The sequence below is a fragment of the Bartonella sp. OT172YNZD genome (genome assembly GCF_042193725.1).
Taxonomy (GTDB): domain Bacteria; phylum Pseudomonadota; class Alphaproteobacteria; order Rhizobiales; family Rhizobiaceae; genus Bartonella; species Bartonella grahamii_A.
Window position 1 is genome coordinate 64772 of sequence record NZ_JBHILZ010000003.1, and the last position, 23866, is coordinate 88637.

Annotated in this window: 20 protein-coding genes; 3 read left to right on the forward strand and 17 right to left on the reverse strand. The window is 39.0% G+C overall.

The annotated features are described in order from the left end of the window. The first annotated feature begins 127 nt into the window (after positions 1-127). Both hslV and hslU read left to right on the forward strand, forming a co-directional pair. On the forward strand, positions 128-709 hold the full coding sequence (gene hslV / locus ACFIJS_RS02055; RefSeq protein WP_375649437.1) for an ATP-dependent protease subunit HslV: 582 nt from the start codon (positions 128-130) through the stop codon (positions 707-709). A gap of 2 nt (positions 710-711) precedes the next feature. Further along, the gene (hslU, locus tag ACFIJS_RS02060; RefSeq protein ID WP_375649440.1) at positions 712-2022 is read left to right on the forward strand and encodes an ATP-dependent protease ATPase subunit HslU; all 1311 of its coding nucleotides are present in this window, start codon (positions 712-714) and stop codon (positions 2020-2022) included. Between the two features lie 18 nt (positions 2023-2040). Here the strand turns inward: hslU and ACFIJS_RS02065 are convergent, their stop codons facing one another. The 3 genes from ACFIJS_RS02065 to rpsO all read right to left on the reverse strand — a co-directional run bounded on the left by ACFIJS_RS02065 (position 2041) and on the right by rpsO (position 5824). Then, positions 2041-3036 carry a class I SAM-dependent methyltransferase gene (locus ACFIJS_RS02065; protein WP_375649442.1) on the reverse strand — a complete coding sequence of 332 codons (996 nt, stop codon included), beginning with the start codon at positions 3034-3036 and terminating at the stop codon, positions 2041-2043. A 72-nt stretch (positions 3037-3108) separates the two neighbouring features. Beyond that, positions 3109-5304 (reverse strand): polyribonucleotide nucleotidyltransferase, encoded by a 2196-nt coding sequence (gene pnp, locus ACFIJS_RS02070; RefSeq protein WP_375649445.1) that lies wholly within the window; start codon positions 5302-5304, stop codon positions 3109-3111. A gap of 250 nt (positions 5305-5554) precedes the next feature. Continuing rightward, on the reverse strand, positions 5555-5824 hold the full coding sequence (gene rpsO / locus ACFIJS_RS02075; protein WP_005774142.1) for a 30S ribosomal protein S15: 270 nt from the start codon (positions 5822-5824) through the stop codon (positions 5555-5557). 314 nt (positions 5825-6138) lie between these two features. Here rpsO and ACFIJS_RS02080 point away from each other — a divergent pair, with 314 nt between their 5' ends. Then, a complete protein-coding gene (locus ACFIJS_RS02080; protein ID WP_375649447.1) occupies positions 6139-7767 on the forward strand; it encodes an MFS transporter in 1629 nt (542 codons plus the stop codon). A gap of 459 nt (positions 7768-8226) precedes the next feature. Here the strand turns inward: ACFIJS_RS02080 and truB are convergent, their stop codons facing one another. From truB to miaB, 14 genes are all read right to left on the reverse strand, one after another. Then, on the reverse strand, positions 8227-9189 hold the full coding sequence (gene truB / locus ACFIJS_RS02085; protein WP_375649449.1) for a tRNA pseudouridine(55) synthase TruB: 963 nt from the start codon (positions 9187-9189) through the stop codon (positions 8227-8229). 4 nt (positions 9190-9193) lie between these two features. Then, positions 9194-9601 carry a 30S ribosome-binding factor RbfA gene (gene rbfA, locus ACFIJS_RS02090; RefSeq protein WP_375633973.1) on the reverse strand — a complete coding sequence of 136 codons (408 nt, stop codon included), beginning with the start codon at positions 9599-9601 and terminating at the stop codon, positions 9194-9196. Between the two features lie 121 nt (positions 9602-9722). After that, positions 9723-12242: a translation initiation factor IF-2 gene (gene infB / locus ACFIJS_RS02095; RefSeq protein ID WP_375649452.1), complete on the reverse strand. Its 2520-nt coding sequence runs from the start codon at positions 12240-12242 to the stop codon at positions 9723-9725. Next, positions 12239-12874 (reverse strand): RNA-binding protein, encoded by a 636-nt coding sequence (locus ACFIJS_RS02100; RefSeq protein ID WP_375624628.1) that lies wholly within the window; start codon positions 12872-12874, stop codon positions 12239-12241. The genes infB and ACFIJS_RS02100 overlap by 4 nt, the downstream gene beginning before the upstream one ends. Continuing rightward, positions 12875-14506 (reverse strand): transcription termination factor NusA, encoded by a 1632-nt coding sequence (nusA, locus tag ACFIJS_RS02105; protein WP_375649454.1) that lies wholly within the window; start codon positions 14504-14506, stop codon positions 12875-12877. A gap of 47 nt (positions 14507-14553) precedes the next feature. Continuing rightward, positions 14554-15204 (reverse strand): ribosome maturation factor RimP, encoded by a 651-nt coding sequence (gene rimP / locus ACFIJS_RS02110; protein WP_375649563.1) that lies wholly within the window; start codon positions 15202-15204, stop codon positions 14554-14556. 127 nt (positions 15205-15331) lie between these two features. Then, positions 15332-16033, reverse strand: coding sequence for a tRNA (guanine(46)-N(7))-methyltransferase TrmB (locus ACFIJS_RS02115; protein ID WP_375649457.1), 702 nt, complete (start codon positions 16031-16033; stop codon positions 15332-15334). After that, positions 16030-17298: a methionine adenosyltransferase gene (gene metK / locus ACFIJS_RS02120; RefSeq protein WP_375649459.1), complete on the reverse strand. Its 1269-nt coding sequence runs from the start codon at positions 17296-17298 to the stop codon at positions 16030-16032. Before metK ends, ACFIJS_RS02115 begins: the two co-directional genes overlap by 4 nt. 129 nt (positions 17299-17427) lie before the next feature. Further along, positions 17428-17841: a helix-turn-helix domain-containing protein gene (locus tag ACFIJS_RS02125; RefSeq protein WP_012754634.1), complete on the reverse strand. Its 414-nt coding sequence runs from the start codon at positions 17839-17841 to the stop codon at positions 17428-17430. Between the two features lie 149 nt (positions 17842-17990). Further along, positions 17991-19607, reverse strand: a complete 1617-nt coding sequence (gene lnt, locus ACFIJS_RS02130) for an apolipoprotein N-acyltransferase (protein WP_375649461.1) — start codon at positions 19605-19607, stop codon at positions 17991-17993. Beyond that, on the reverse strand, positions 19588-20613 hold the full coding sequence (locus ACFIJS_RS02135) for a hemolysin family protein (protein ID WP_375649464.1): 1026 nt from the start codon (positions 20611-20613) through the stop codon (positions 19588-19590). The genes lnt and ACFIJS_RS02135 overlap by 20 nt, the downstream gene beginning before the upstream one ends. A gap of 85 nt (positions 20614-20698) precedes the next feature. Further along, positions 20699-21190, reverse strand: coding sequence for an rRNA maturation RNase YbeY (ybeY, locus tag ACFIJS_RS02140; protein ID WP_375649467.1), 492 nt, complete (start codon positions 21188-21190; stop codon positions 20699-20701). Beyond that, complete coding sequence (locus ACFIJS_RS02145; protein WP_375649566.1) at positions 21187-22311, reverse strand: PhoH family protein; 1125 nt, start codon at positions 22309-22311, stop codon at positions 21187-21189. The genes ybeY and ACFIJS_RS02145 overlap by 4 nt, the downstream gene beginning before the upstream one ends. A gap of 158 nt (positions 22312-22469) precedes the next feature. Then, positions 22470-23846, reverse strand: a complete 1377-nt coding sequence (miaB, locus tag ACFIJS_RS02150; RefSeq protein ID WP_375649469.1) for a tRNA (N6-isopentenyl adenosine(37)-C2)-methylthiotransferase MiaB — start codon at positions 23844-23846, stop codon at positions 22470-22472. Between the last annotated feature and the right edge of the window lie 20 nt (positions 23847-23866).

Consider the following 23866-nt stretch of genomic DNA (forward strand, 5'->3'; position numbering starts at 1 on the left):
ATTGAGTTATGCTGAATTATTGTGTTTTGCTGTATATGTTCTTAAATAGGACAATAGTAATTGAGTTTTACATTGTATGAAAAGAAATCAATATTAAAAAGTAAAGTTAATATTAAGGAGTCTCCTTATGACAGAACATAAGCCAGACATAATGTATGGTACAACAATTATTACGATACGAAAAGGTGAAAAAGTCGTGATGGCCGGTGATGGTCAGGTCTCTCTTGGACAGACAATTATGAAAGGCAATGCACGTAAAGTGCGTCGTCTTGGAAAGAACGGAGTGGTTATTGCTGGTTTTGCAGGTGCTACGGCAGATGCTTTCACATTACTGGAAAGATTGGAAACAAAGCTTGAGCAATATCCTGATCAGCTTATGCGTGCATGTGTAGAACTTGCAAAAGATTGGCGAACAGATCGCTATTTGCGTCGTCTCGAAGCAATGATGCTCGTGGCTGATAAGAAAGTAACTTTGGCTCTAACAGGGCTTGGTGATGTTTTAGAGCCAGAAGATGGGGTTATGGCAATTGGCTCTGGGGGAAATTTTGCTCTTTCAGCAGCGCGTGCACTCATGGACTTGGATTTGGATGCAGAAACTATTGCTCGTAAAGCTATGGCTATTGCCGCTAAAATTTGTGTTTACACCAATGATCATTTTACAATTGAAACATTGGATGCAGAATTATCTTCTTTAGAGAAAGCTATTTAAAAATGTGTGTTGTATTTTCCCCTCGTGAGACTGTTTCTGAACTTGATCGTTTTATTATTGGCCAAAATGATGCCAAACGCTCTGTAGCTATAGCACTACGCAATCGGTGGCGTAGACAACAGCTTGATGAACCGATGCGTGAAGAAGTTATGCCAAAAAATATTTTAATGATAGGGCCAACAGGTGTTGGTAAAACTGGTATTGCACGTCGATTAGCAAAACTTTCTGGAGCACCCTTTGTTAAAGTAGAAGCGACTAAATTTACTGAAGTTGGTTATGTGGGACGTGATGTTGAGCAAATTATTCGAGATCTTGTTGAAATTGCCATTTCTCTTGTGCGTGAAAAGAAACGGGATGAAATAAAAGAAAAGGCTCACGTGAATGCTGAAGAGCGCGTTTTAGATGCCCTTGTTGGTAAAACAGCCAGTCCCGCTACCCGTGATAGTTTTCGCAAGAAATTGCGTGAAGGTGAATTGGATGAGAAAGAGATTGAAATTGAAGTCGCCGATAATAATAGCAATAGTGCTTCAACTTTTGATATTCCTGGTATGCCTGGGGCACAAATGGGTATTATGAATTTATCAGATATTTTGGGCAAAATAGGCAGTCGTACAAAAGTCCGTAAGACGACAGTAAGGGATGCTTTTAAGCCGCTCATTGATGATGAATCTGAAAAACTCCTTGATCAGGAGCAAATTATTCAAGAGGCGCTTCGTGTTGCTGAAAATGAAGGTATTGTTTTTATTGACGAGATTGATAAAATTGCAACTCGAGACGGTGGAGCCAGTGCTGCGATTTCGCGTGAAGGCGTTCAACGTGATCTTTTGCCTTTGGTTGAAGGAACAACAATTGCTACAAAATATGGGCAAATTAAAACAGATCATATTCTTTTTATTGCCTCAGGTGCATTTCATGTTTCCAAGCCATCTGATTTATTACCGGAACTTCAAGGACGTTTGCCCATCCGTGTGGAGCTCAATCCTTTAACAAGGGAAGATTTACGGCGCATTCTAACGGAACCAGAAGCTAGTTTGATTAAACAATATATTGCTCTTATGGCAACAGAAGAGGTTCATTTGGAAATTACCGATGATGCAATTGATGCTTTAGCAGATATTGCTGTAGATTTAAATGCAAGGATTGAAAATATAGGGGCACGTCGTTTGCAAACAGTGATGGAGCGCGTTTTGGATGAAATTTCTTTCACGGCACCTGATAAAGCTGGAACATCGTTTACAATTGATGCCGCTTATGTGAGAAAATCTATAGGCGAGCTTGCTGCTGATATCGATCTTTCACGTTTTATTCTTTAGAGTGATTGTTTGTTTTCTTTATCTGCGTGCTTCGATAATTTTGAAACCATGGGCTTGTTCATGTATCAACACTGTGCGGAAAATATTTTTTAATAATGTTTCATAAGGCAGGTGGCGGTTTGCAACAAAAAGCAGACTTCCGCCTGGTTTTAGGCTCTTTGCAGCATTTATAATAAAATTTTTTCCTAATGAAACATCTGTCGTTTGTTGCGTATGAAACGGTGGATTCGAAATGATTGTATCATACAGATTTGTGATAGGTTCATGCACAAGATCATGCCAATAAAAATGAATTGAAAAAGGAGCTGTTATGGATTTAAGGTGCTGCTTTGCTGCTCTCAAAGCGTTGTAGTCTGCTTCATAAAGGTCGAGAGCGGTGAGTTTTTCACTTCTTTCAAGTGCAACGTGAGAAAGATAGCCCCATCCAGCGCCAAAATCAGCCGTTTTTCCAGAGATAACTTTGAGCATATAAGAAGCAAGTGCAGCAGATCCTGGATCAATACGCCCGTGTGAGAACATACCAGAAGTGGTTTGAAATTTACCAAAAGTGAGCGGTGGTGAGCGCAATTGCGTAATGTTACGTCTCTCAATTTGTTGAGGAACTTGCAACCAAAATACAAGACCGTGATTTTTAGACAATTTGTTGGTGATGGGAACAATTGTTTTGACCCATTTCATCATTGAAGTAGCACCAGCAGTTTTATTCCCACTGATTACAATCCATCCATTTGGTTTAACGCATTCTAATAAATCAAGAAAACAATTTTGGTTAAAACCACGATATTTGCTCAAACGTAAAAATGCACCATCATAGATGAGGGTTTTATCTATTTGAGGAGAGCAGTGAAATTGAGTATCGACAAATTTTAAAAAATCTGGTCGCCAAGGCGTAATAACTTTTAAATTTTGTGCCCATTCTGGAGCTGGAATTTCTGTTAAACCGAAACTTAGCCAACATTGGTTTGGATTAGGATACGGGAGTACATGATTTTCAAAAGGAAAAAATAATAACACATATGACTCTTTCAAAGAAAGATGCCACTCCAATGTTGGGATGGCATTTCATGATACGATAAAAGAAAAAATTTACTCTTCTTTTTTCTTACGGCGGCGCTTATTTTCAGGTTGTTTTTTTTCATCCACGCACTTTTCTTCATTCATCGCTTTATCACCGGTGATTTCCTTTCCGGTTTTTTGATCAACGACCTTCATTGATAACCGAACTTTTCCACGCTCATCAAAGCCCATTAATTTAACCCAAACTTTGTCACCTTCCTTTACAATATCGGTTGTTTTGGTGACGCGTTCTGATGCAAGCTGAGAGATATGAACGAGTCCATCACGAGAACCAAAGAAGTTTATAAATGCACCAAATTCTGCAGTTTTTACAACTGTTCCTTGGTAGATAGCACCAACTTCAGGCTCATCAACAATAGAATGGATCCAGCGTTTTGCTGCTTCAATGGTTTTAGCATCAGCAGAAGCAATTTTAATGGTACCATCATCTTCAATATTAATTTTTGCTCCAGTTTGTTCCACGATTTCCCGAATAACTTTACCACCAGAGCCGATAACATCACGGATTTTATCGACAGAAATACTCATAACTTCGATTCGTGGAGAAAATTCACTCAGCTCAGCACGTGCACTGGTTAAAGCTTTCGCCATCTCATGCAGGATATGGATTCGGCCACCTTTGGCTTGTTCAAGCGCGATTTTCATAATCTCTTCGGTAATACCATCAATTTTGATATCCATTTGCAAGGCAGTAATACCATTTTCTGTTCCTGCGACTTTAAAATCCATATCTCCAAGATGATCTTCATCCCCTAAAATATCAGAAAGAACAGCAAAGCGTTCTCCTTCTTTAATCAAGCCCATAGCAATACCAGCAACAGGGCGTGCTAGAGGAACACCAGCATCCATAAGAGCAAGTGAGGTCCCACAAACTGTTGCCATAGAAGAAGATCCATTGGATTCTGTGATTTCTGAGACAGCACGAATGGTATAAGGAAAAGATTCTTTCGTTGGCAATATGGGGTGAATTGCCCGCCATGCCAATTTGCCATGTCCAATTTCACGACGACCAGGAGAACCAAGGCGTCCCGTTTCACCCACTGAAAATGGTGGGAAATTGTAATGGAGAAGGAATGTTTCCTTATACATTCCTGTTAAGGAATCAACATATTGTTCATCTTCACCAGTTCCTAGTGTTGCAACGACAATAGCTTGTGTTTCTCCGCGGGTAAAGAGTGCTGATCCATGTGTGCGGGGTAAAATACTTACTTCTGATTGGATAGGGCGCACGGTAGAAAGATTGCGTCCATCAATCCGCTTTTGAGTATCAAGAATGTTCCCGCGAACAATTTTTGCTTGCAACTGTTTAAATACGGTTGCAATTTGATCAGCACTAAACTTACAGTTTTCTTCTGTTTCTGGCATAAATTTATTGAGGATTTCTGTCTTTAGTGCATTAATTGCAGCATAACGTTCTTGCTTATCAGTAATTGTGTAAGCCTTTCGTATATCCTGTTCTGCCATTTTTTGCATCGCTTTTTCAAGTTCAGAGAGATCTTCAGGAATAAAATCACGAGGATCTTTTGCAGCAACTTCAGCAAGCTTTATAATGGCATCAAGGACAGGTTGAAGGCTTTTGTGACCAAACATCACGGCACCCAACATGATATCTTCCGGTAATTCCTGTGCTTCTGATTCAACCATCAAAACAGCACTTTCTGTTCCAGCAACAACAAGATCAAGTTTTGATTCAGGCATTTCATCGATATGAGGATTGAGAACATATTGTCCATTACAATAACCAACGCGAGCACCAGCTATAGGCCCCATGAAAGGAACACCTGATAGGGTCAATGCGGCAGAAGATGCAATCATCGCAAGGATATCGGGATTATTTTCGAGATCATGCTGTATAACGGAAACAATAACTTGTGTATCATTTTTATATCCCTCAACGAAAAGGGGACGAATTGGGCGATCAATCAAACGTGAAACCAAAGTTTCATTTTCACTTGGTCGACTTTCACGTTTTAAATAGCCTCCAGGTATTCTACCAACAGCATAGGATTTTTCTTGATAATTAACAGTGAGTGGAAAAAAATCCTGGTCTGGTTTTGGACTTGTGGCTGATACAACGGTTGCTAAGACAATAGTTTCCCCATAGGTAGCAATCACTGCACCATCAGCTTGACGTGCTATTTTCCCTGTTTCAAGGGTGAGCGGACGCCCGGCCCATTCAATTTCTATCTTGTGCGTTTTGAACATTTTTTATCCTTAATGACCAGTGTTTAAATCTTTGATTGCTCACATTCTGGCTTTGCGTAGCATATTTCCAAGTTCTGGGGTGGACAACATACTTTTTATCTTTGTTGCGAGAAGAGAGAAGTAAACTGCCTTAAATGCGAAATGATGAGCAGTCCTATCCCATAATAACTTGTCAGTTTTTAAAATTTTTAATTAAAAGAAATACGTAAAAAAATGGGTGATTTTTTTAAACACCACCTCCATTTTTCTTTTAGCGACGCAAACCTAACTTCTTGATAAGTGTCTGATAACGATTTTGGTCAACTCCTTTAAGATAATCAAGAAGGCGCCGGCGTTGAGACACCATCTTCAAAAGACCACGACGAGAATGATTATCCTTTTTGTGAGATTTAAAGTGGTTTGTTAAATTAGAAATACGTTCAGAAAGTACGGCAATCTGTACTTCTGGTGATCCTGTATCACCAACTTTGTTTGCGTATTCTGCGACAAGAGCTTGTTTACGTTCAGCTGTAATCGACATCGTATTATCCTTTCCAAAAACGAAGAAACATAAAGCCGCCCATAGCCGAGATGTCGTTCAGCAAGGGTCTGTGAAGAAACAAGAAGAGTCTAAGACTCTTACCTATTTTTGTCCTTATATAGGAAAGAAGGTTAAAATACTAGTCCTTGACAGCATTTTGAAGTCTTTCTTTAAATAAAAGCTTTTGTTTTGAAATATTGATTTAAATAGAGTTTTATGAGAAGTTTTTTAAAGAATTATGCATCCTTTTGATACAAAGATTATGAGCGCGTGTGTGGTAACAAAAGTGATAAATACCGATTTGGAGGAAAAAGATGCAGAGCATTTCAACATTAAAACTTTTTCGTAATTCGGTATTTCGAAATTTATGGTCATCTACTCTTATTTCTAATTTAGGGGGGCTGATACAGGCTGTTGGAGCAGGGTGGTTAATGGCGTTGATTAGTTCTTCGCATTCCATGGTTGGGCTTGTTCAAAGTGCCACGACATTACCACTTGTTATGTTTTCTTTGATGGCAGGGGCATTAGCTGATAATTTTAATCGGCGTCAAATTATGTTGTGTGCGCAGATTATGATGATGGTCATATCCATGAGTTTATCTGTTTTAGCCTATATGGGATTTCTAACGCCTTGGCTTTTGTTATGTTTTACGTTTTTGATTGGATGTGGCACAGCTTTTTATAATCCTTCTTGGCAAGCAACGATAGGAGATATTGTGAGCAGGGAAAATATTCCTGCTGCTGTTAGTTTGAATAGTGTCGGCTTTAATTTGATGCGGAGTGTTGGTCCTGCTATCGGTGGTGCCATCATTGCAACTTTGGGGGCATCGGCTGCTTTTTTGTTTAATGCTATAAGCTATATTCCTCTTATTGGTGCGTTATTTTTCTGGAAGTCGAATTATGAAAACAACTCATTGCCACGAGAAAGGCTGTTAGGAGCTGTCTCAGATGGTTTGCGTTATGTTGCGATGTCACCTAATCTCCTGAGTATTATGGTTCGAGCGTTCCTTTTTGGTATAGGAGCAATTTCTATTTTAGCACTTTTGCCAATTGTTGCGCATAAAGTTCTTGGAGGAAGTGCCCTTCTTTATGGTACATTGCTCGGTTGTTTTGGATTAGGAGCCATGACAGCAGGTATTATTAATGCAGTTGTACGGCATCATTTTCGTTCAGAAACAATTATTGCAAGTGCATTTATTGGTTTTGCCCTTTCTTGCTTTTTACTGGGAATTAGCCGTTCACTGATTATAAGCCATATTGCTTTATTTCCTGCAGGTTTATGTTGGGTTTTGGCATTATCATTGTTTAATACATCTGTACAACTCTCTACACCACGCTGGGTTGTTGCACGTTCTTTAGCACTTTATCAAACGGCATCTTATGGGGGGATGGCTCTTGGAAGTGCAATCTGGGGAGGTTTAGCTGATGGTTATTCTCCAACAATTGCTTTGAGTGTTTGTTCTCTATTCTTGATTTTTGGTGCTCTTGCGGGGGTAAAATTTAGAATTCAAGAAATTCCTCAGATAGATTTAAATCCTCTTGATCATTTTAGAGAGCCGGAACTATTACTCGACCTCAAAGCAAGAAGTGGACCGATCATGATAATGATTGATTATCAAATTCATGAAAATGATCTCGAAGAGTTTCTCAAAGTGATGACGCGTCGACGCCATATTCGGTTACGTGATGGTGCGCGTCAGTGGGTCCTTTTACGAGATCTTGAAAGACCTGAATATTGGACAGAGGCTTATCATATGCCAACATGGGTAGATTATTTACGCCATAATCATCGTCGTACAAAAGCAGATGCAGAAGTCAATAAGCGTCTGCGTCATTTAAATTGTGCTCCTAACGGTATAAGAGTGCACCGCATGATTGAACGCCAAACAATACCTCAAGCCAATGAGATGCTTTTAAAAGTTTCCTCTGATCATCTCCCTTAGGGTTAAAACAGTTTTTGTAAATATTAAATATATTAATATTATTTCGATCAATTTGTTAGCATAATCATAAAAAAATTGCTGTTTCAATATTTAATAAGTTGATTTATAATGGTTATTTTTCATTTTTCATGTTGAATGATAGTCCTGAAAATCTTAAGCTTTTCTCGTTTCAAATCTATTTAGAGTAAATCAGTCAAAATCTTCGCTTGCACATTACAAACGAGGGCTAAAGTGTGAGTAAAAAACGATTGAAAAAGAAATAAAAAGCCTCTTATGAATTTTTTCAAATGCAAGGATTATTGCGACATTAAGAGGAAAAAGTGGGTGGTGGTTAGCTTATAGCATTGACTTAAATTTTGAGATGAATACGGTAAATATAGACAATGAAAAGCACCATATTTTTCTTAATTGATGGAGAAAAATATCTTTCCGCAAAAGGTGGGTGTGGAAAAGAATCGATTAAATTGTGAAAATTCGCTTCGGTTTAAATAAACTTTTATCGAGGGTGCCAATGGCAAGAAGTTGTTTCTTATAGAGGACAAAAATCTCATCTTCATCAAGAGGTACTTTGTGATGACTCAAGAGGATAGAATGCCCCTTTATAATTCTCTGTGCTTGAGTTTCATTAAGGATATAGTGAGGGAGGCAATCCAATGCGGCGCTTGTTTCAATTAAGAGCTTATCGATTGTTGTGAAGTTTTTTTCAAAAGAACGATTATTTTCATCTGTAGTATTTTTATTTGGCGGAATGGTCGCTTTTAGTTCGTCCCATGTAATGAGATCTTCTTCATCAAAAGGTGCTACTGCGATACGTCTTAAATCAGCAATATACCCATAGCAACCTAGATCACGTCCTATATCTCGTGCTAAAGAGCGCACATAAGTTCCTTTACCGCAGGTTATTTCAAAGACAGAGTGCTCTTTGGTAGGCATTTCTAATAACTTGAAAGTTTCTATTTCGACTTCACGGGGCGGAATTTCAACAATTTCTCCTTCACGCGCTAAATCATAGGCACGATTTCCGGCAATTTTGATTGCTGAAAATTGTGGAGGTGTTTGCAAAATAACACCTGTATATTGAGGAAGAAGAGCAAGTATTTCTTCTTGTGTTGGACGTATGAGAGAAGTTTTCGTTATTTCTCCTTCTAAATCATCTGTTGAGCGCTCTTGCCCCCAAGCAATATGAAAACGGTAAGTTTTTTTGCCTTGCATCACGTAAGGGACGGTTTTGGTTGCTTCGCCCAATGCAATGGGAAGGAGACCAGAAGCAAGAGGATCAAGTGTGCCCGCATGTCCTGCCTTTTGAGCATGGAAGAGCCATTTGATTTGTGAGACAGCTTCTGTTGATTTCATTCCTTTTGGTTTATCAAATATGACCCAACCAGAAACAGGACGCCCTTTTTTCTTGTGTTGCCGAGCCATATCTTTAATCCTCATCTGTATCACTATGGTGAAGATCGCGCGCAACCTCAGGCGAGCGAAGGAGGGCATCAATTTTTGAAAAATTATCAAAACTATTATCAATTCGGAAACGCAGTTCTGGCATATATTTCATTTGTCGCAACGCATGACTGATTTCTCCACGGAGAAAACGACTATGTTTATTGAGGGTATCAACAACATCGGTATGAGAAGCATTTTTAAGAGTGCTGAGAGGTGATACAAAGCAAGTAGCAATTTTTAAATCTGGTGACATGCGTACTTCAGAGACAGAAATAACAATATCTTTTAAGATATCATCAAGCAAAATATCACGCTGTAATATATGCGCTATTGCATGACGTACTTGCTCTGCTACTCTAAGTTGCCGTTGTGATGGCCCTGCATTTTTCATCAAAGTTTTATCCTTGCTACAAGATCTCTTTTTTGACCATTTAGATAAGGAAAAAGAGATATTGTGTATAAAACCTAATAACTTTTCTCATTTCACAACAGAGTAAAGTTATTGGATTATTTTATAATGTGCGATTAATATGTTCGATACGGAAGGTCTCAATGATGTCTCCTGCACGCATGTCTTCATAATTTTCAAAGGCTATTCCACATTCTTGACCACTTTGCACTTCATTGACTTCATCCTTAAAGCGTTTGAGTGTTTTCAGCTTTCCTTCGTGAATAACGATATTATCGCGGATAAGGCGAACACCGGCTCCTCGTTCTATTTTACCTTCTGTAACACGACATCCTGCAACTTTCCCAATTTTTGTAATGTTAAAGACTTCTAGAATTTCAGCATTACCAAGGAAAGTTTCACGCTGTTCTGGTGAGAGTAATCCAGACATGGCAGCCTTGATATCGTCAACAAGATCATAAATGATGTTGTAATAACGAATCTCAATTCCTTGTGTTTTAGCAAAATCACGTGCCTGCTTATTGGCTCGAACATTAAAGCCAATTACAGCAGAGTTAGAAGCTTCTGCAAGAGAAATATCACTTTCGGTAATTCCTCCAGCACCAGAATGTACAATACGTGCACGAACTTCATCATTTCCAAGTTTTTCCAATGCTGAAGCAATTGCTTCGATTGATCCTTGCACATCCCCTTTTATAATAAGAGAAAATTCCTTAACACCAGTCGTTTGCAATTTTGTCATCATTTGCTCAAGAGAACCACGCGAACCAGTTTGCCGCGCAACAGCTTTATCACGTGCTAATCGTTGTCGATATTCAGAAATTTCACGTGCTTTTGCTTCATGTGTGACAACAGCAAAACGGTCTCCGGCTTGTGGTGTTCCTTGCATGCCTAAAATTTCAATTGGTGTAGAGGGAACGGCTTCTTTGACATGGCGGCCATGGTCGTCAATCAAAGCACGCACACGACCCCATTCATTTCCAGCAACTATAATATCAGAAGGGTGTAATGTACCTTTTTGAACAAGAACTGTTGCAACAGACCCACGTCCGCGATCCAATTTGGCTTCAATGATAACGCCCTCTGCAGTTCGTTGGGGATCTGCTTTCAGATCAAGCATTTCAGCCTGAAGAAGGATAGCTTCGAGAAGTTTATCAAGATTTTGACCAGTTTTAGCAGAAACTTCAACGTCCAAAGTTTCACCACCCATAGTTTCAACAAACACTTCATGTTGTAGAAGTTCTGTACGCACTTTTTGTGCATTCGCAGCTGGTTTATCAATTTTGTTGATAGCAACAATGATAGGTACACTAGCAGCTTTCGCATGATTGATTGATTCAATCGTTTGAGGCATAATACTATCATCAGCGGCTACAACGAGAACAGCAATATCGGTAACACGAGCTCCACGTGCACGCATAGCCGTAAACGCAGCATGCCCTGGTGTATCAATAAAGGTAATTTTTTGACCGTTTTGTTCTACTTGATAGGCACCAATATGCTGCGTAATACCTCCTGCTTCGCCAGAAACAACATTTGCTTTACGAATAGCATCCAAAAGAGAAGTTTTTCCGTGGTCAACATGGCCCATAATGGTTACAACAGGGGGGCGTTGCTGCATGTTTTGAGGATTATCTGTTATATTAAAGATACCTTCCTCTACGTCAGATTCTAAAACACGTTTAACAGTATGGCCAAATTCAACAGCGATAAGTTCGGCAACATCTGCATCAATAACATCGCCAGGTTTCATCATTTGTCCTTGTTTCATCAAGAATTTAATCACATCAACAGAACGCTCAGTCATACGTTGTGCGAGCTCTTGAATGGTAATCGTTTCAGGAAGAACAACTTCGCGAGAAATTTTTTCTCTTGGTTCTTGATTTTGTGCACGCTTAAACTTTTCCTGTCTACGCCGCATTGCAGCCATTGAGCGCCCACGTGCGCTTCCTTCGTCATCCAATGCACTATTCAGAGTTAGCTTTCCGCGTCGCCGCTCATCAGCTCCTTTGACAACTTTTGGTACACGTATTTCTGATTTAGCAGGATTAGCACGTCGACTATGCCGTTCTTCCTCTTTATTTTCATCTATTTTGCGTTTTTCAACCACGGTTGTATTTTTAGGCGCAATAGGAATATCTGTCTGTTCAATGAGAGGGGGAACAGGTGAAGTCTGTACTGGCGATATTTCTTCTTCTTTTTGGAGATGTAGTTCTTCTTCTTTAATTTCTTGCTGTAAAATTTCTTCACGCTCTTTAGCGCGTCTTGCTTCTTCTTCGGCTTGTTCTCGTGTTATTCTTTCTTGGATATGTGCTTCTTCTAATGCGCGAAGTCTCGCTTCCATTTCAGTCGATGAAAGATTGCTTTTGGCGACAGATTCTTGAGGCTTTTTTTCCTCAAAACGCGGTTTAGAGCGCTGGGGGGCCACATGCGGCTTTGTAATGGGCTGTAGGGTTTCAGCTTTTTCATCAGGTCGCGTAATTTTACGCCGTTTGGTTTCGACAACGACAGCCTTTGTACGGCCATGGCTAAAATTTTGTTTGACCGTGCTCGTTTCCAAGACAGACCGCTTGAGAGTTAGTGTCTTCTTGACTGTTGTTTTGTCGTTGTTATTTTCACTCATTGTACTTCCTTCACGGCTTGTACCGTCATCTCACTAGGCTTACTATGCTTGTCGTCACGATAGCTGATCAATTTATATGTCGTTTTGAGAAATCCTTCAGCAGCTTTTGTGTCCAATAAGGCCGCGTGCATTACAGGATTAGAGCCAAAAGCCACTCGCATTTCATCACGAGTAAATAAAGATATGGTTTTTATAGTCCGATTTGTTTGTTGTTGTATTGAATGGATGGCCTGTGCAATTTTTCGTTTCCCATCTTCTGTTGTTTCTTTAGCATGAAGTACAAGAATAACTTTACCAGAGCGGATAGCAGCATCAACCTTTGTTGCTCCCATAACAATTGCTCCTGCTTTTCGTGCCATGGAAAGGCTTGAAAGAGCGGCTTTTAGTAAAAGCGTATCAACAACATGCACAAGATTTGGTGCAACCTCAACATCTGTTTTAAAATTTCTATGAAAAGCTTTCTGTTTGATTGCTTTCTCAATAACAGCGTGGTGGGCAGAAATCCAAACGCCACGCCCTGGTAAACTCGCTTTAAGATCAGGAACAATTTGGTTATTAGGACCAATAACAAAACGGATCAGCGTTTGTGCTGAAGCATTTTTTCTGGTCACAATACAAGTCCGTTCATTCATTTAAAGTGTATCCACATCCAAATTATCTGTTTTTTTATTTTCTGCAGAATTTTTATCTTCTACAGGATTTTCTGTAATAAGATCAGCTTGGTCTATCCAGCCTGCTTGTACACGTGCGGCTAAAACCATAGCTTCTGCATCCGCGCGTGTAATGTCAAAAGGAGTTAAAATACCAGAAAAATTCTGTGTTTGACCTTCTTTGCGTTCTCTCCAACCAGCTAAATCATCAACGGCATAGCCAGCAAAGTCTTCTATTGTTTTTACACCATCCTCACCTACAGCAACCAACATAGCACTTGTCATTCCAGGAAGTGTTCGCAATTCGTCAGAAACTCCGAGCTTTTTGCGTTTTTCATCAAGTTCTTTTTCTTGATGATCAAGATATTCGCGGGCACGACTTTGGATTTCAGCGGCGGTATCATGGTCAAAACCATCAATAGAAGCGATTTCTTCAAGATCAATATAGGCAATTTCTTCAATAGAAGAAAAACCCTCTGATGCCATAACCTGTCCAATCATTTCGTCAACCTCTAAGGCTTCCATAAATAACGTACTACGTTCAGTAAATTCTTTTTGACGATTTTCAGATTCTTCCTTTTCCGTTAAAATATCAATGTTCCATCCTGTTAGTTGCGAAGCCAAGCGAACATTTTGTCCACGTCGTCCAATAGCAAGGCTAAGTTGATCATCTGGCACAATAACTTCAATCCGTTCAGCATCTTCATCAAGAATGATTTTAGAAACTTCAGCAGGTTGCAGTGCATTAACGACAAATGTTGCTGCATCAGGTGACCAAGGAATAATATCAATTTTTTCGCCTTGTAATTCAGCAACAACAGCTTGTACACGACTTCCTCGCATTCCAACGCATGCTCCAACGGGATCAATGGAACCATCGCGTGAAACAACGGCGATTTTAGCCCGTGAACCTGGATCACGAGCAACAGATTTGATTTCTATAATACCATCATAAATTTCTGGCACTTCCATAGTGAAAAGTTTTACCATAAATTGGGGATGTGTGCGTGAAAGGAAAATTTGTGGTCCACGCGTTTCACGGTGTACATCATTGACAAAAGCACGAATACGATCTCCATAGCGGAATGATTCACGAGGAATTAATTCATCACGGCGCACAATAGCTTCACCGCGTCCTAGATCAACGATAACGTTACCATATTCCACACGCTTAACTGTACCAGAAATAATTTCACCAACTTTATTTTTGAATTCTTCATATTGCTGATCACGCTCTGCATCGCGTACTTTTTGTACAATAACCTGCTTAGCAGATTGTGCTGCGATACGTCCAAAATCCATAGGAGGTAAAAGATCAGCAAAAAAATCACCAATTTTTGCTTCTGCTTGATGTTTGAGAGCATCAGACAAAGTAATTTCCGTTGTATAGTCTTCAATGACATCAACGATTTTAAGTAGGCGCTGTAATTTAATTTCACCTGTTTTAGAATTGATTTCAGCACGGATATTGGTTTCTTGACCATAACGAGAACGTGCTGCTTTTTGAATAGCATCAGCCATCGCAGAAATGACAATTTCACGGTCGATTGACTTTTCACGTGCAACAGCATCCGCAATTTGCAGAATCTCAAGCCTGTTAGTGCTTGTAGCCATCAATTTTCTCCTTCTTTGTGCCACACGATGAGTATTTCCCAGTGATATTATTTTTTGAAATTGAGCGTCTGTGTAGAGTCGTTAGCTTTCTCTTCAGCAATAAATTGTTGACCTAAATCGTTATTTTTTTTCAATGCATCGCGAATAAGCTCATCGGTAAGCACTAAATGTGCATTTATGATGTCACAAAAGGAAATAGGGGTATACATGGCTTCTCCATAAGCCGCTTTATCAGTGTTTAAAATAAATCCATCTTGCGTGATATTTGTAAGTGTCCCGCGAAATTTTCGGCGCCCATCAATTGTTATTTTAGTTTCAATTTTTGCAAGATGCCCTTGCCAATGAAAAAAATCAGATTTTCTTACCAATGGACGATCAATTCCAGGTGATGAGATTTCTAAATGATATTTGCGTTCAATAACATTTTGTACATCAAGGAGGGGGGAGACAGTTCGACTAACAGTTTCACAATCTTCCACAGTCATAGAACCATCGGCACGTTCAACCATAATTTGAAGTGTTAAACCATTTTGACCAAGAAGTTTCACACGAACCAAACGAAAACCTAAAGGTTTAAGTAGTGGTATGACAAGAGCAGCAATCTGTGCTTCGATATCATCTTCTTCAAAAAGGCGTGGTTCGTCAAGATTGCTTATTTTTTCAGCTTCGTTCATACATTTTATCCAAGTTGTTTTCATCAGTTTTATAATATTAAAAAAGAGCGGGTCCAACGGCCCACCCTTCATCATAAGACCAAGAATTTAACTATTGATACTCTTAAATTCAAAATTTTTCAAGTTGTTTATGAGAAAAGCGCTTGATCATTTATTTCTTGATAAAGGTAAGATAGACAGGCGTTCGTCCTTCGCGTAAAGCTTTTGCTTCATAGCGGGTTCCTTTCCATAGTGGATAAGGGAGTTTCCAATCTTGAGGGCTTTCTGCTTCCCATTCAAAGTGATCATGTTTTGCACAATGGTACAAAGTCCAGTTTACATAACTGTCTATATCGCTAGCAAAGCGAAAAATTTTCCCTATTTTAAGAACACGAGCAAAACGGTTAAGATTTTTTATGTTGATGAAACGTCGTTTCCAGTGTTTCTTTTTCGGCCAAGGATCAGGATAGAAGAGGTCTATTCCATCAAGCGAGTTATCAGGGAGCCAATCAAGGAGGCGTGTAGCATCATCATTATAGAGGCGAAGATGATTTTGATGGTTTTGATGCTGTTCAAGAGACAACAATATTTTTGCCATGCCATTGATAAAGGGTTCGACGCCAATAAAACCGGTTTTTGGAAAATATTCCATTTCATGAAGTAAATGTTCACCTCCACCAAAGCCGATTTCAAGTCGAATTTCTCTTACTTTGCTTGAAAATAAGGATGTAAGGTTTGAGGGAGGAGGGACATTTAAATCAATATTAAAATTGGGGAGAAGCATTTTTATACGTGCAAGCTGACTGTTTCGAAGTTGTTTTCCTTGTCGGCGTCCAAAAAATGCTTCACTTTTGCGTGTATTATATTTAATCATGGGATTTGGACCATTGTTTGAAGCGTTTTCACGAGATCAGTTTTTTCCCATGAAAATGAACCATCGTGTTTTGGTTTACGTCCAAAGTGACCATAGGCAGCTGTTTTCGCATAAATAGGTTTATTGAGGTCAAGGTGTTTTCGAATGCCAGTCGGTGAAAGGTCCATTATTTTGCGGATGGCTGCTTCAAGAACTTTTTCATCGACTTTTCCTGTACCATGAAGATTAAGATAAATGGATAAAGGTTGTGCAATACCGATTGCATAAGAGAGTTGAATGGTGCATCGCTCTGCTAAATGAGCAGCAACAATGTTTTTAGCCAGATAACGTGCCGCATAGGCTGCAGAACGATCAACTTTTGTTGTATCTTTTCCTGAAAAAGCACCGCCTCCATGGGGTGCTGCGCCTCCATAAGTATCAACAATAATTTTGCGTCCTGTTAATCCGGCATCGCTTTGAGGACCACCAATGACAAATTTTCCTGTTGGGTTAATATACCAACTGCATTGAGCTGCAATGGGAATGTCATGTAAAGCTTGACGAATGTAAGGTTCAACTACTGTACGTACCTTGTTGGAATCCCAGCTTTCATCGAGGTGCTGCGTTGAAAGAACAATGGATGTGACCTCTATCGGTTTTCCATTTTTATAGCGTATGGTTATTTGGCTTTTAGCATCTGGTCCTAATTTTCCGGCTTCTCCCTCTCCTTTATGACGGGCTGCGGCAAGAAGTTTGAGAATTTTATGCGCATAATAAATTGGTGCAGGCATGAAATCAGGTGTTTCACGGCAAGCATATCCAAACATGATGCCTTGATCACCTGCTCCTTCTTCACCATGCCGATCCGTAGCATTATCAACCCCTCTTGCTATGTCAGCTGATTGAGGGCGCAAAAGAACATCAATTTTAACAGTTTTCCAATGGAATCCTGCTTGTTCATAGCCAATGGTACGAATAGCACGGCGCGCTGCTGTACGAAAACGTGTAGGATTAATGAGTGGAAAGCCAGTTTCATCATAGATAAATTCTTGATTTTTATCTTTTTTTAATAGCGTATCAGGAACACGCACTTCACCAGCGATAACAACACGGTTGACACTGACGAGAGTTTCACAGGCAATGCGTATTAACCATGGATCAGTGCCAGTTTTTTCAGCTTCTTTATAGATCATATCAACGATTTCATCGGAAATACGATCACAAATTTTATCAGGATGTCCTTCCGATACCGATTCGCTCGTAAAAAGATAATCTTGATGCGGCATAGGAACTCCTTCAAAAAGAAAATCAACGATTTAATTAATTGCTTACTAAAGTTGTCACGACTTGCTAATTCTACAGCAAATCGTCAATGCAAATTTATATGAATAAAAGGGAAAAGATATAATTTTAATTTATAGCTTATTTGTCAAATCTTCCTCAGAAAGTGCTTTTGCCAAGTCAATAATTTTTCGACGCACTTTAGCATCAGATATATTTGTAAAAGCGCGCATGAGCTGAATCCCTTCGCTGCTAGAACAAAAGTCTATAAAATTGTGATCACTTTCAGCAAAACCCTCTACTTGTTGGGAGGTAATACCTTTATCAAAAAAGTAAGAAACAGGAACATCCATAATTTCTGCTATCGCTTGAAGACGACTGGCACCAATACGGTTTGTTCCTTTTTCATATTTTTGGATTTGCTGAAAAGTAATTCCTAATTTTTCACCTAGTTTCTCTTGAGTGAGTCCTAAAATATTACGACGTAAACGGATACGAGTTCCAACATAGATATCTATAGGGTCAGGTTTTTTTCTAGTTTCGGTCATAATGCAACTCTTTATTTCCAGCACTTTTCTTCTAAACCAACATCATATTTATGCGCAGCTGATTTATCAATATAATTAAAATAATATGTAATATTTTTTCCCAATATTACTGGTACACGCAACATAATACCGTACAAAGGGCTCTTGAATCATTTAAGCTGTTTTGTAGAACCAAAACCAATACGACACAATAGCATAAGGATGAATAAGATAAAAGTAGAGAAAGTTCTGTATTCATTGCTTCCTATGGGGGTAATGGATGATGGAACTTGTGAATCAATAATGCCTACAGCATTTTGTTGAAGAGCTACAACGATTCGTCCATAAGAATCAATAACAGCTGATATTCCATTATTGGCTGCTCGTATGAGGGGGATTCCCAGTTCGACAGCACGAAGCTGTGCTTGTTGAAGATGTTGATAGGGTCCCGGTGTTACACCAAACCATGCATCATTTGTAATATTAATAATTGCTTGAGGCGGGGAGCCTTTAAAAGTCATTTCATGGGGAAATATTGCTTCATAACAAATTAAGGGTAGATAAGAAAATCCGTTTGGCATTGTAACAATTTTGCGCACACTTGCAGCACTATATCCACCAATATTATCGGCAAGGGTGCGCAATCCAATTTTTCTTAATAAATTCTGATAAGGAAGATATTCACCAAAAGGAACCAAATGAAGTTTATCGGAAGTATTTAAAATATTACCTTGAGCATTAATGACTGCAATTGTATTAAAATATTGTGTTTGGGAATAAGGTAGATCATTGCTAGCTCGTATTGCTCCGATAATAGCCCATTGTTTAGGTTTTAAAAAAGAGGCAATGCGCATTGTGATAGATGAGTTCTCATAGAGAAGGTAAGGAACGGAAGCTTCGGGCCATACGATAAAATCAGGTTCTGAATTTTGATCAGTTGTTGGCGTTGTACTTAGATTCATATGTGCTTCCAATATAGATTCTCGTGTATTATCACGCAATTTTATATTTTGTTGGATGGAAGGTTGAACAATGCGCACCCAATAAGCACTTTTTTGATTTTCAGCTGTGTTTTCTATAGTATGAAGACGATAAAACCCAAAACCGCTGTGAATGAATATAAGTGATAAGCAAAGAGAAAGTGCCACTTTCTTTTTTTCATCTGTTAATAAAACAGTTGGCAAACTGTAGGCTAAGACAGCAAGAATATTCATTCCGTAAAGTCCAACGATTGCATCAGATTGCATGAACACTGGGGTTGGCATGGCTGTATAGCCAAGAGCATTCCAGGGAAATCCTGTGAATAAAAACGCACGCAACCACTCAGACAATCCTAATGCAAAGGCTAAAGCAAAAAAGCGTGCTATTCCTTTTGTCCATAATAAACCGACAATGAAACCAGAAAAAAACCAATAAAGAGAAAGGTAGAGTGGAGGAACTAAAATGGCTAACGGGACTGCCCAACCAAAAGAATCTGGATCTGTTAGCAAAGCATTGCATAGCCACCAAAGTCCACAAATAAAATAACTAAAACCAAAGATTCCACAGCTTAAAGCGTAAGTAAAAAAATGTTTTTTATTATTTTTTGCAGTGCGTATTGAGTCAAGTAAAACAATAAAGAGAGGGAAAGTTAAAAAGCAAAGAGGTGTCAAATAAAAGGGTGGAAGTGCAAAAGAAGTAAGAGCACCACACAGAAATATCCATGCTTGGCGCTTCCAGCCGGTAACAGAGGACAAAAAAACGATGAAATTGTTTAAAAACGCTGGACTATTCTTTAGGGATGGCATTGTTCTCAAGATTCTCATTTTTGGGAATGCGAAAAATACGCAATCGCTTAATCCGGCGTTTATCAGCTTCTAAAATACGAAATCTATAGCCAGGTACAGCTTCGATAATTTCACCTTTGGCAGGAATGCGATCAAGAATGGAGACGATCAAACCACCAATAGTATCAACATCATCACCGTATTCCCCTACAATAAAATCAGGACCAAGAGCTTTTTCCACATCTTCTAGTTCAGTTCTTGCATCAACGAGCCATTTATTGTTTGGTTCACGGACGATAGCATTGTCGACATTATCATGTTCATCTTCGATATCACCAACGACCAATTCAACAATATCCTCCATTGAAACGAGACCATCTGTTCCCCCATGTTCATCAATAACTAAAGCCATTTGAGTTCGTGTAGTTTGCATTCGTGTTAATAATTTGCTTGCAAGCATAGAACTAGGAACAAAGAGAACAGTTCGGATCAGATCCAATTCACCGATTGGGGTATGTAAGTCTGTATAGTTTAATTGAAGCAAATCGGATTTCTGTTCGGTTTTTATTGGGCTGACAATAAAGCGAGTCATATAGTTAAGGATATCGCGGATATGAATCATGCCGCGCGGATCATCTAAAGTTTCAGCATAAACAGGTATACGAGAATGACCAATTTTTGCGAAACATTTAAGGGCTTCTCCAAGTGAAGTGTTTATTTCCAGTGCTTCTATTTCAGAACGTGGTATCATAACATCATCCACGCGTGCTTCACGTAAGCGTAAAATATTATGCAGCATAGTACGTTCTTCAGGTGAGAAGAGGGCAGTGTCTTTTTCATTGTCAGTCGTGAGTGCAACGGTAAGATCATCGCGCAGTGATGTAGACACACAATTACGACCCCGTAAGAATGAAAACAAATGATTCATCAGAGAATATTTTTCTGTATGATTCGTCTGTTGAGAGGTTTTTTTTTCATTATTAGAAGATGTTTGACTATTATTTTGTGCATTTGTTTTGTTTGTCATGGTTTTGAAATCTTCTAAACTTTCTTTTTATAATTAGGTGAATGAGAGGCTTTAAATGGTATGTTCGTAATATTGATTTTAAAAGTTAAATTTTATCATTTATAGACAATTCAGCGTAAGGATCTTTTATGGAAAGCTTTTGAAGAATTTCTCTTTCGAGCTTTTCCATTTGATATGCTTCATTATCAGTTTCATGGTCATAGCCAAGCAGATGCAAGATACCATGAACAATCATATGCGTTAAATGGTCTTGAAATGTTTTTCCTTGTTTTTCTGCTTCGAGAACAACAGTTTCTCGCGCAATAATAATATCACCGAGCATGGGACCAGGTCGATTTCCAGCTTTAAGTGGAAAAGCAGGAAAGGATAATACATTAGTAGATTTATTTTTGTTGCGCCATTGTGCATTGATTTGTGCCATATGTTCATCATCCGTAAAAAGCAGGCTAATCTCGCTTACAACATTTGCCAATGAAACATGATGCATAGTTGTCATTAATGCTTTTTCAGTGATATTATAAAGCATTTTCCCATCATTCCACCCTGCGCTTTTAACCATTATATCAATAATAATCATGATGAATCAAATTCATTTTTTAATGCATCGCATGCGAATGATTTTGTTTTATTTTGTATTTCGGAATCACGATCATAAGCACGAACGATAGCAGCAACAAGTGGATGGCGTATAACATCTTTTTCATCAAAATACACAATTGCAATATTTTTTACATTTGAAAGAATTCGAATTGCTTCAATGAGACCTGATTTTTGCTCTGTAGGCAAATCAATTTGGCTTACGTCACCGGTAACAATCATACGTGTTCCTTCTCCAAGACGTGTGAGGAACATCTTCATTTGCATGGGCGTAGTATTTTGTGCCTCATCAAGAATAACAGCAGCATGGGCAAGTGTTCGTCCACGCATAAAGGCAAGAGGAGCAATTTCTATGATACCAGAAGCTAAAATGCGTTCTATTTTTTCAGCGGGCATCATATCATAAAGAGCATCATAAAGTGGTCGTAAATATGGGTCGACTTTTTCTTTGAGATCACCGGGAAGAAAACCAAGATGTTCTCCAGCTTCAACAGCCGGACGTGAGAGAATAATTCGCTCAATGATACCACGTTCTAGAAGCATTGCAGCATGAGCAACAGCAAGATACGTTTTGCCTGTTCCTGCTGGTCCTACACCAAACACAAGTTCAGTATGCTCCATAGCGCGTATGTAAGCGTCTTGTGTTGGAGTTCTTGCATGAATTATTTTTTTATGGGTACTCAACCGTGCTGGTATACGTTTCGTTGCAGATTTGTGTGTTATTGTGTCTTCTTTCTGCTTCTTTGGTATATTTGCCATAGCAAGCGCTTCTTTTATATCTGATAAAGTGAGCTCTTGATGTGTTTTGGCACGTTCATAAAGCTGCTGCAATACATATTGCGCACGTTTTATAACAGAAAGATTTCCACGGATTAAGACTTCATTACCACGCGGATGAATACTAAGTTCGAGTTTTTTTTCGATATAAGCGAGATTTTCGTCAAATTTACCAAAAACTGCTTTTGCATATTTATTATTTTCGAAAATAAAAACAACCTGGCCCCGATCTGAAGTGCTTGTTTGCTTCAAGGTATCAGCCGGTCCAAGGGACATATTTACTTTTTCTTTAATACGCTTTATTTTTTCGGTTGAAGCTTTCAGCCTATTCTCCATATCTACATAAATATTGTACATTTTGTTAAGTAAATTTTATAAAAGACAATTTTTTATAAAAGTGCGCATTTTAGATGTAATCATTTTCTTTTAAAATAAAAGAGTTTTCCAAAATATTTATTGTGAACACGGTGTTAGAGGCATGTTTATCTATTTGTCACTTCACCAACAAAACTGTTTGAGCTTGTATTTTTAATATGAATTTCTATCACGCTACCTGTAGAGGCTTCCGTATCTACGACAACAGGTAAAAGCCAAGGGGAACGTCCTACCATTTGCCCTGAGTGACGTCCAGGTTTTTCGATGAGAACGTTAGTTGTTTGACCAATTTTAGAACGCAAAAACGCATTTTGTTGCTCAAGGAGAAGAACTTGTAAATGTTGAAGTCGGGCATCTTTTATAGATTCATCAACATGATTTTCCATTGTGGCTCCCACTGTTCCAGGACGGGGGGAATATTTAAAAGAATAAGCTGAACTGTACTGTACTTGTTGAATAAGTTTAATGGTTTCTTCAAAATCTTCATCTGTTTCTCCTGGAAACCCTACAATAAAATCGCCTGAAAAGGCAATATCTGGTCGTGCGGTTCGAATTTTTTCGATAAGATGAAGATAATGAGAGCTTTTGTGTTGGCGGTTCATAGCTTTTAAGATGCGATCTGAACCTGATTGAACAGGAAGATGGAGGTAAGGCATTAACATATCAAGATCTCGATGTGCGGCAATAAGGCTATCATCCATATCACGTGGGTGGCTGGTTGTGTAACGCAAACGCTTTAAACCATCGAGTTTTGCAAGATGATAAAGAAGATCGCCAAGACGCCAAGTTTTGCCATCAGCACTTTGTCCATGCCAACCATTGACATTTTGTCCAAGCAGCGTAATTTCTTTGACACCCGCTTCGATGAGTTGAAGGGCTTCTTCAGTAATTTGCTCAACGGATCGTGATATTTCGGCACCGCGTGTATAGGGAACAACACAAAAAGTGCAAAATTTATCGCAACCTTCCTGTACTGTTAAAAATGCGCTCACACCTCGTTTCCTTACTGCATGTTTATTATGGGGCGGCAAATGAGCAAATTTATCTTCAACAGCATAGTCTGTTTCGATAATTTTTTTTCCTTGTTTGGCTTTTTCTAACAATTCTGGCAAGCGATGATACATTTGCGGACCAATAACAAGATCCACTGTTGGAGCACGGCGCAAGATTTCACTTCCCTCAGCTTGTGCAACACAGCCTGTTACACCAACCATCAGGGGTTTATCAGGTGTGCGCTCTTGACGCATAACGCGCAAACGACCGAGATCAGAATAAAGTTTTTCTGCTGCTTTTTCACGAATATGACAGGTATTAACAAGAATAAGATCGGCATCATTGGGAATTTGTGTTGTCACATAGCCTTGCGAACTAAGACTATCAGTTATCCGTTGGCTATCATAAACATTCATTTGACATCCATAGGTTTTGATAAAAACCTTTTTCGGAGCAATAGGAGGCGTACTTTTAGGATCTACTTTATTCATGATGCATGTGTAAATGTTTT

What these genes read in the sequence shown, in the direction of transcription:
- infB (WP_375649452.1), bottom strand. Translation starts at nt 12,242, where the DNA reads ATGAGTGAAAATAACAACGACAAAACAACAGTCAAGAAGACACTAACT.
- ACFIJS_RS02125 (WP_012754634.1), bottom strand. Translation starts at nt 17,841, where the DNA reads ATGACCGAAACTAGAAAAAAACCTGACCCTATAGATATCTATGTTGGA.
- lnt (WP_375649461.1), bottom strand. Translation starts at nt 19,607, where the DNA reads ATGCCATCCCTAAAGAATAGTCCAGCGTTTTTAAACAATTTCATCGTT.
- pnp (WP_375649445.1), bottom strand. Translation starts at nt 5,304, where the DNA reads ATGTTCAAAACGCACAAGATAGAAATTGAATGGGCCGGGCGTCCGCTC.
- hslU (WP_375649440.1), top strand. Translation starts at nt 712, where the DNA reads ATGTGTGTTGTATTTTCCCCTCGTGAGACTGTTTCTGAACTTGATCGT.
- ACFIJS_RS02100 (WP_375624628.1), bottom strand. Translation starts at nt 12,874, where the DNA reads ATGAATGAACGGACTTGTATTGTGACCAGAAAAAATGCTTCAGCACAA.
- rpsO (WP_005774142.1), bottom strand. Translation starts at nt 5,824, where the DNA reads ATGTCGATTACAGCTGAACGTAAACAAGCTCTTGTCGCAGAATACGCA.
- ACFIJS_RS02080 (WP_375649447.1), top strand. Translation starts at nt 6,139, where the DNA reads ATGCAGAGCATTTCAACATTAAAACTTTTTCGTAATTCGGTATTTCGA.
- rimP (WP_375649563.1), bottom strand. Translation starts at nt 15,204, where the DNA reads ATGAAAACAACTTGGATAAAATGTATGAACGAAGCTGAAAAAATAAGC.
- ACFIJS_RS02135 (WP_375649464.1), bottom strand. Translation starts at nt 20,613, where the DNA reads ATGACAAACAAAACAAATGCACAAAATAATAGTCAAACATCTTCTAAT.
- ybeY (WP_375649467.1), bottom strand. Translation starts at nt 21,190, where the DNA reads ATGATTATTATTGATATAATGGTTAAAAGCGCAGGGTGGAATGATGGG.
- truB (WP_375649449.1), bottom strand. Translation starts at nt 9,189, where the DNA reads ATGGCTCGGCAACACAAGAAAAAAGGGCGTCCTGTTTCTGGTTGGGTC.
- nusA (WP_375649454.1), bottom strand. Translation starts at nt 14,506, where the DNA reads ATGGCTACAAGCACTAACAGGCTTGAGATTCTGCAAATTGCGGATGCT.
- hslV (WP_375649437.1), top strand. Translation starts at nt 128, where the DNA reads ATGACAGAACATAAGCCAGACATAATGTATGGTACAACAATTATTACG.
- miaB (WP_375649469.1), bottom strand. Translation starts at nt 23,846, where the DNA reads ATGAATAAAGTAGATCCTAAAAGTACGCCTCCTATTGCTCCGAAAAAG.
- ACFIJS_RS02115 (WP_375649457.1), bottom strand. Translation starts at nt 16,033, where the DNA reads ATGATTAAATATAATACACGCAAAAGTGAAGCATTTTTTGGACGCCGA.
- rbfA (WP_375633973.1), bottom strand. Translation starts at nt 9,601, where the DNA reads ATGAAAAATGCAGGGCCATCACAACGGCAACTTAGAGTAGCAGAGCAA.
- metK (WP_375649459.1), bottom strand. Translation starts at nt 17,298, where the DNA reads ATGCCGCATCAAGATTATCTTTTTACGAGCGAATCGGTATCGGAAGGA.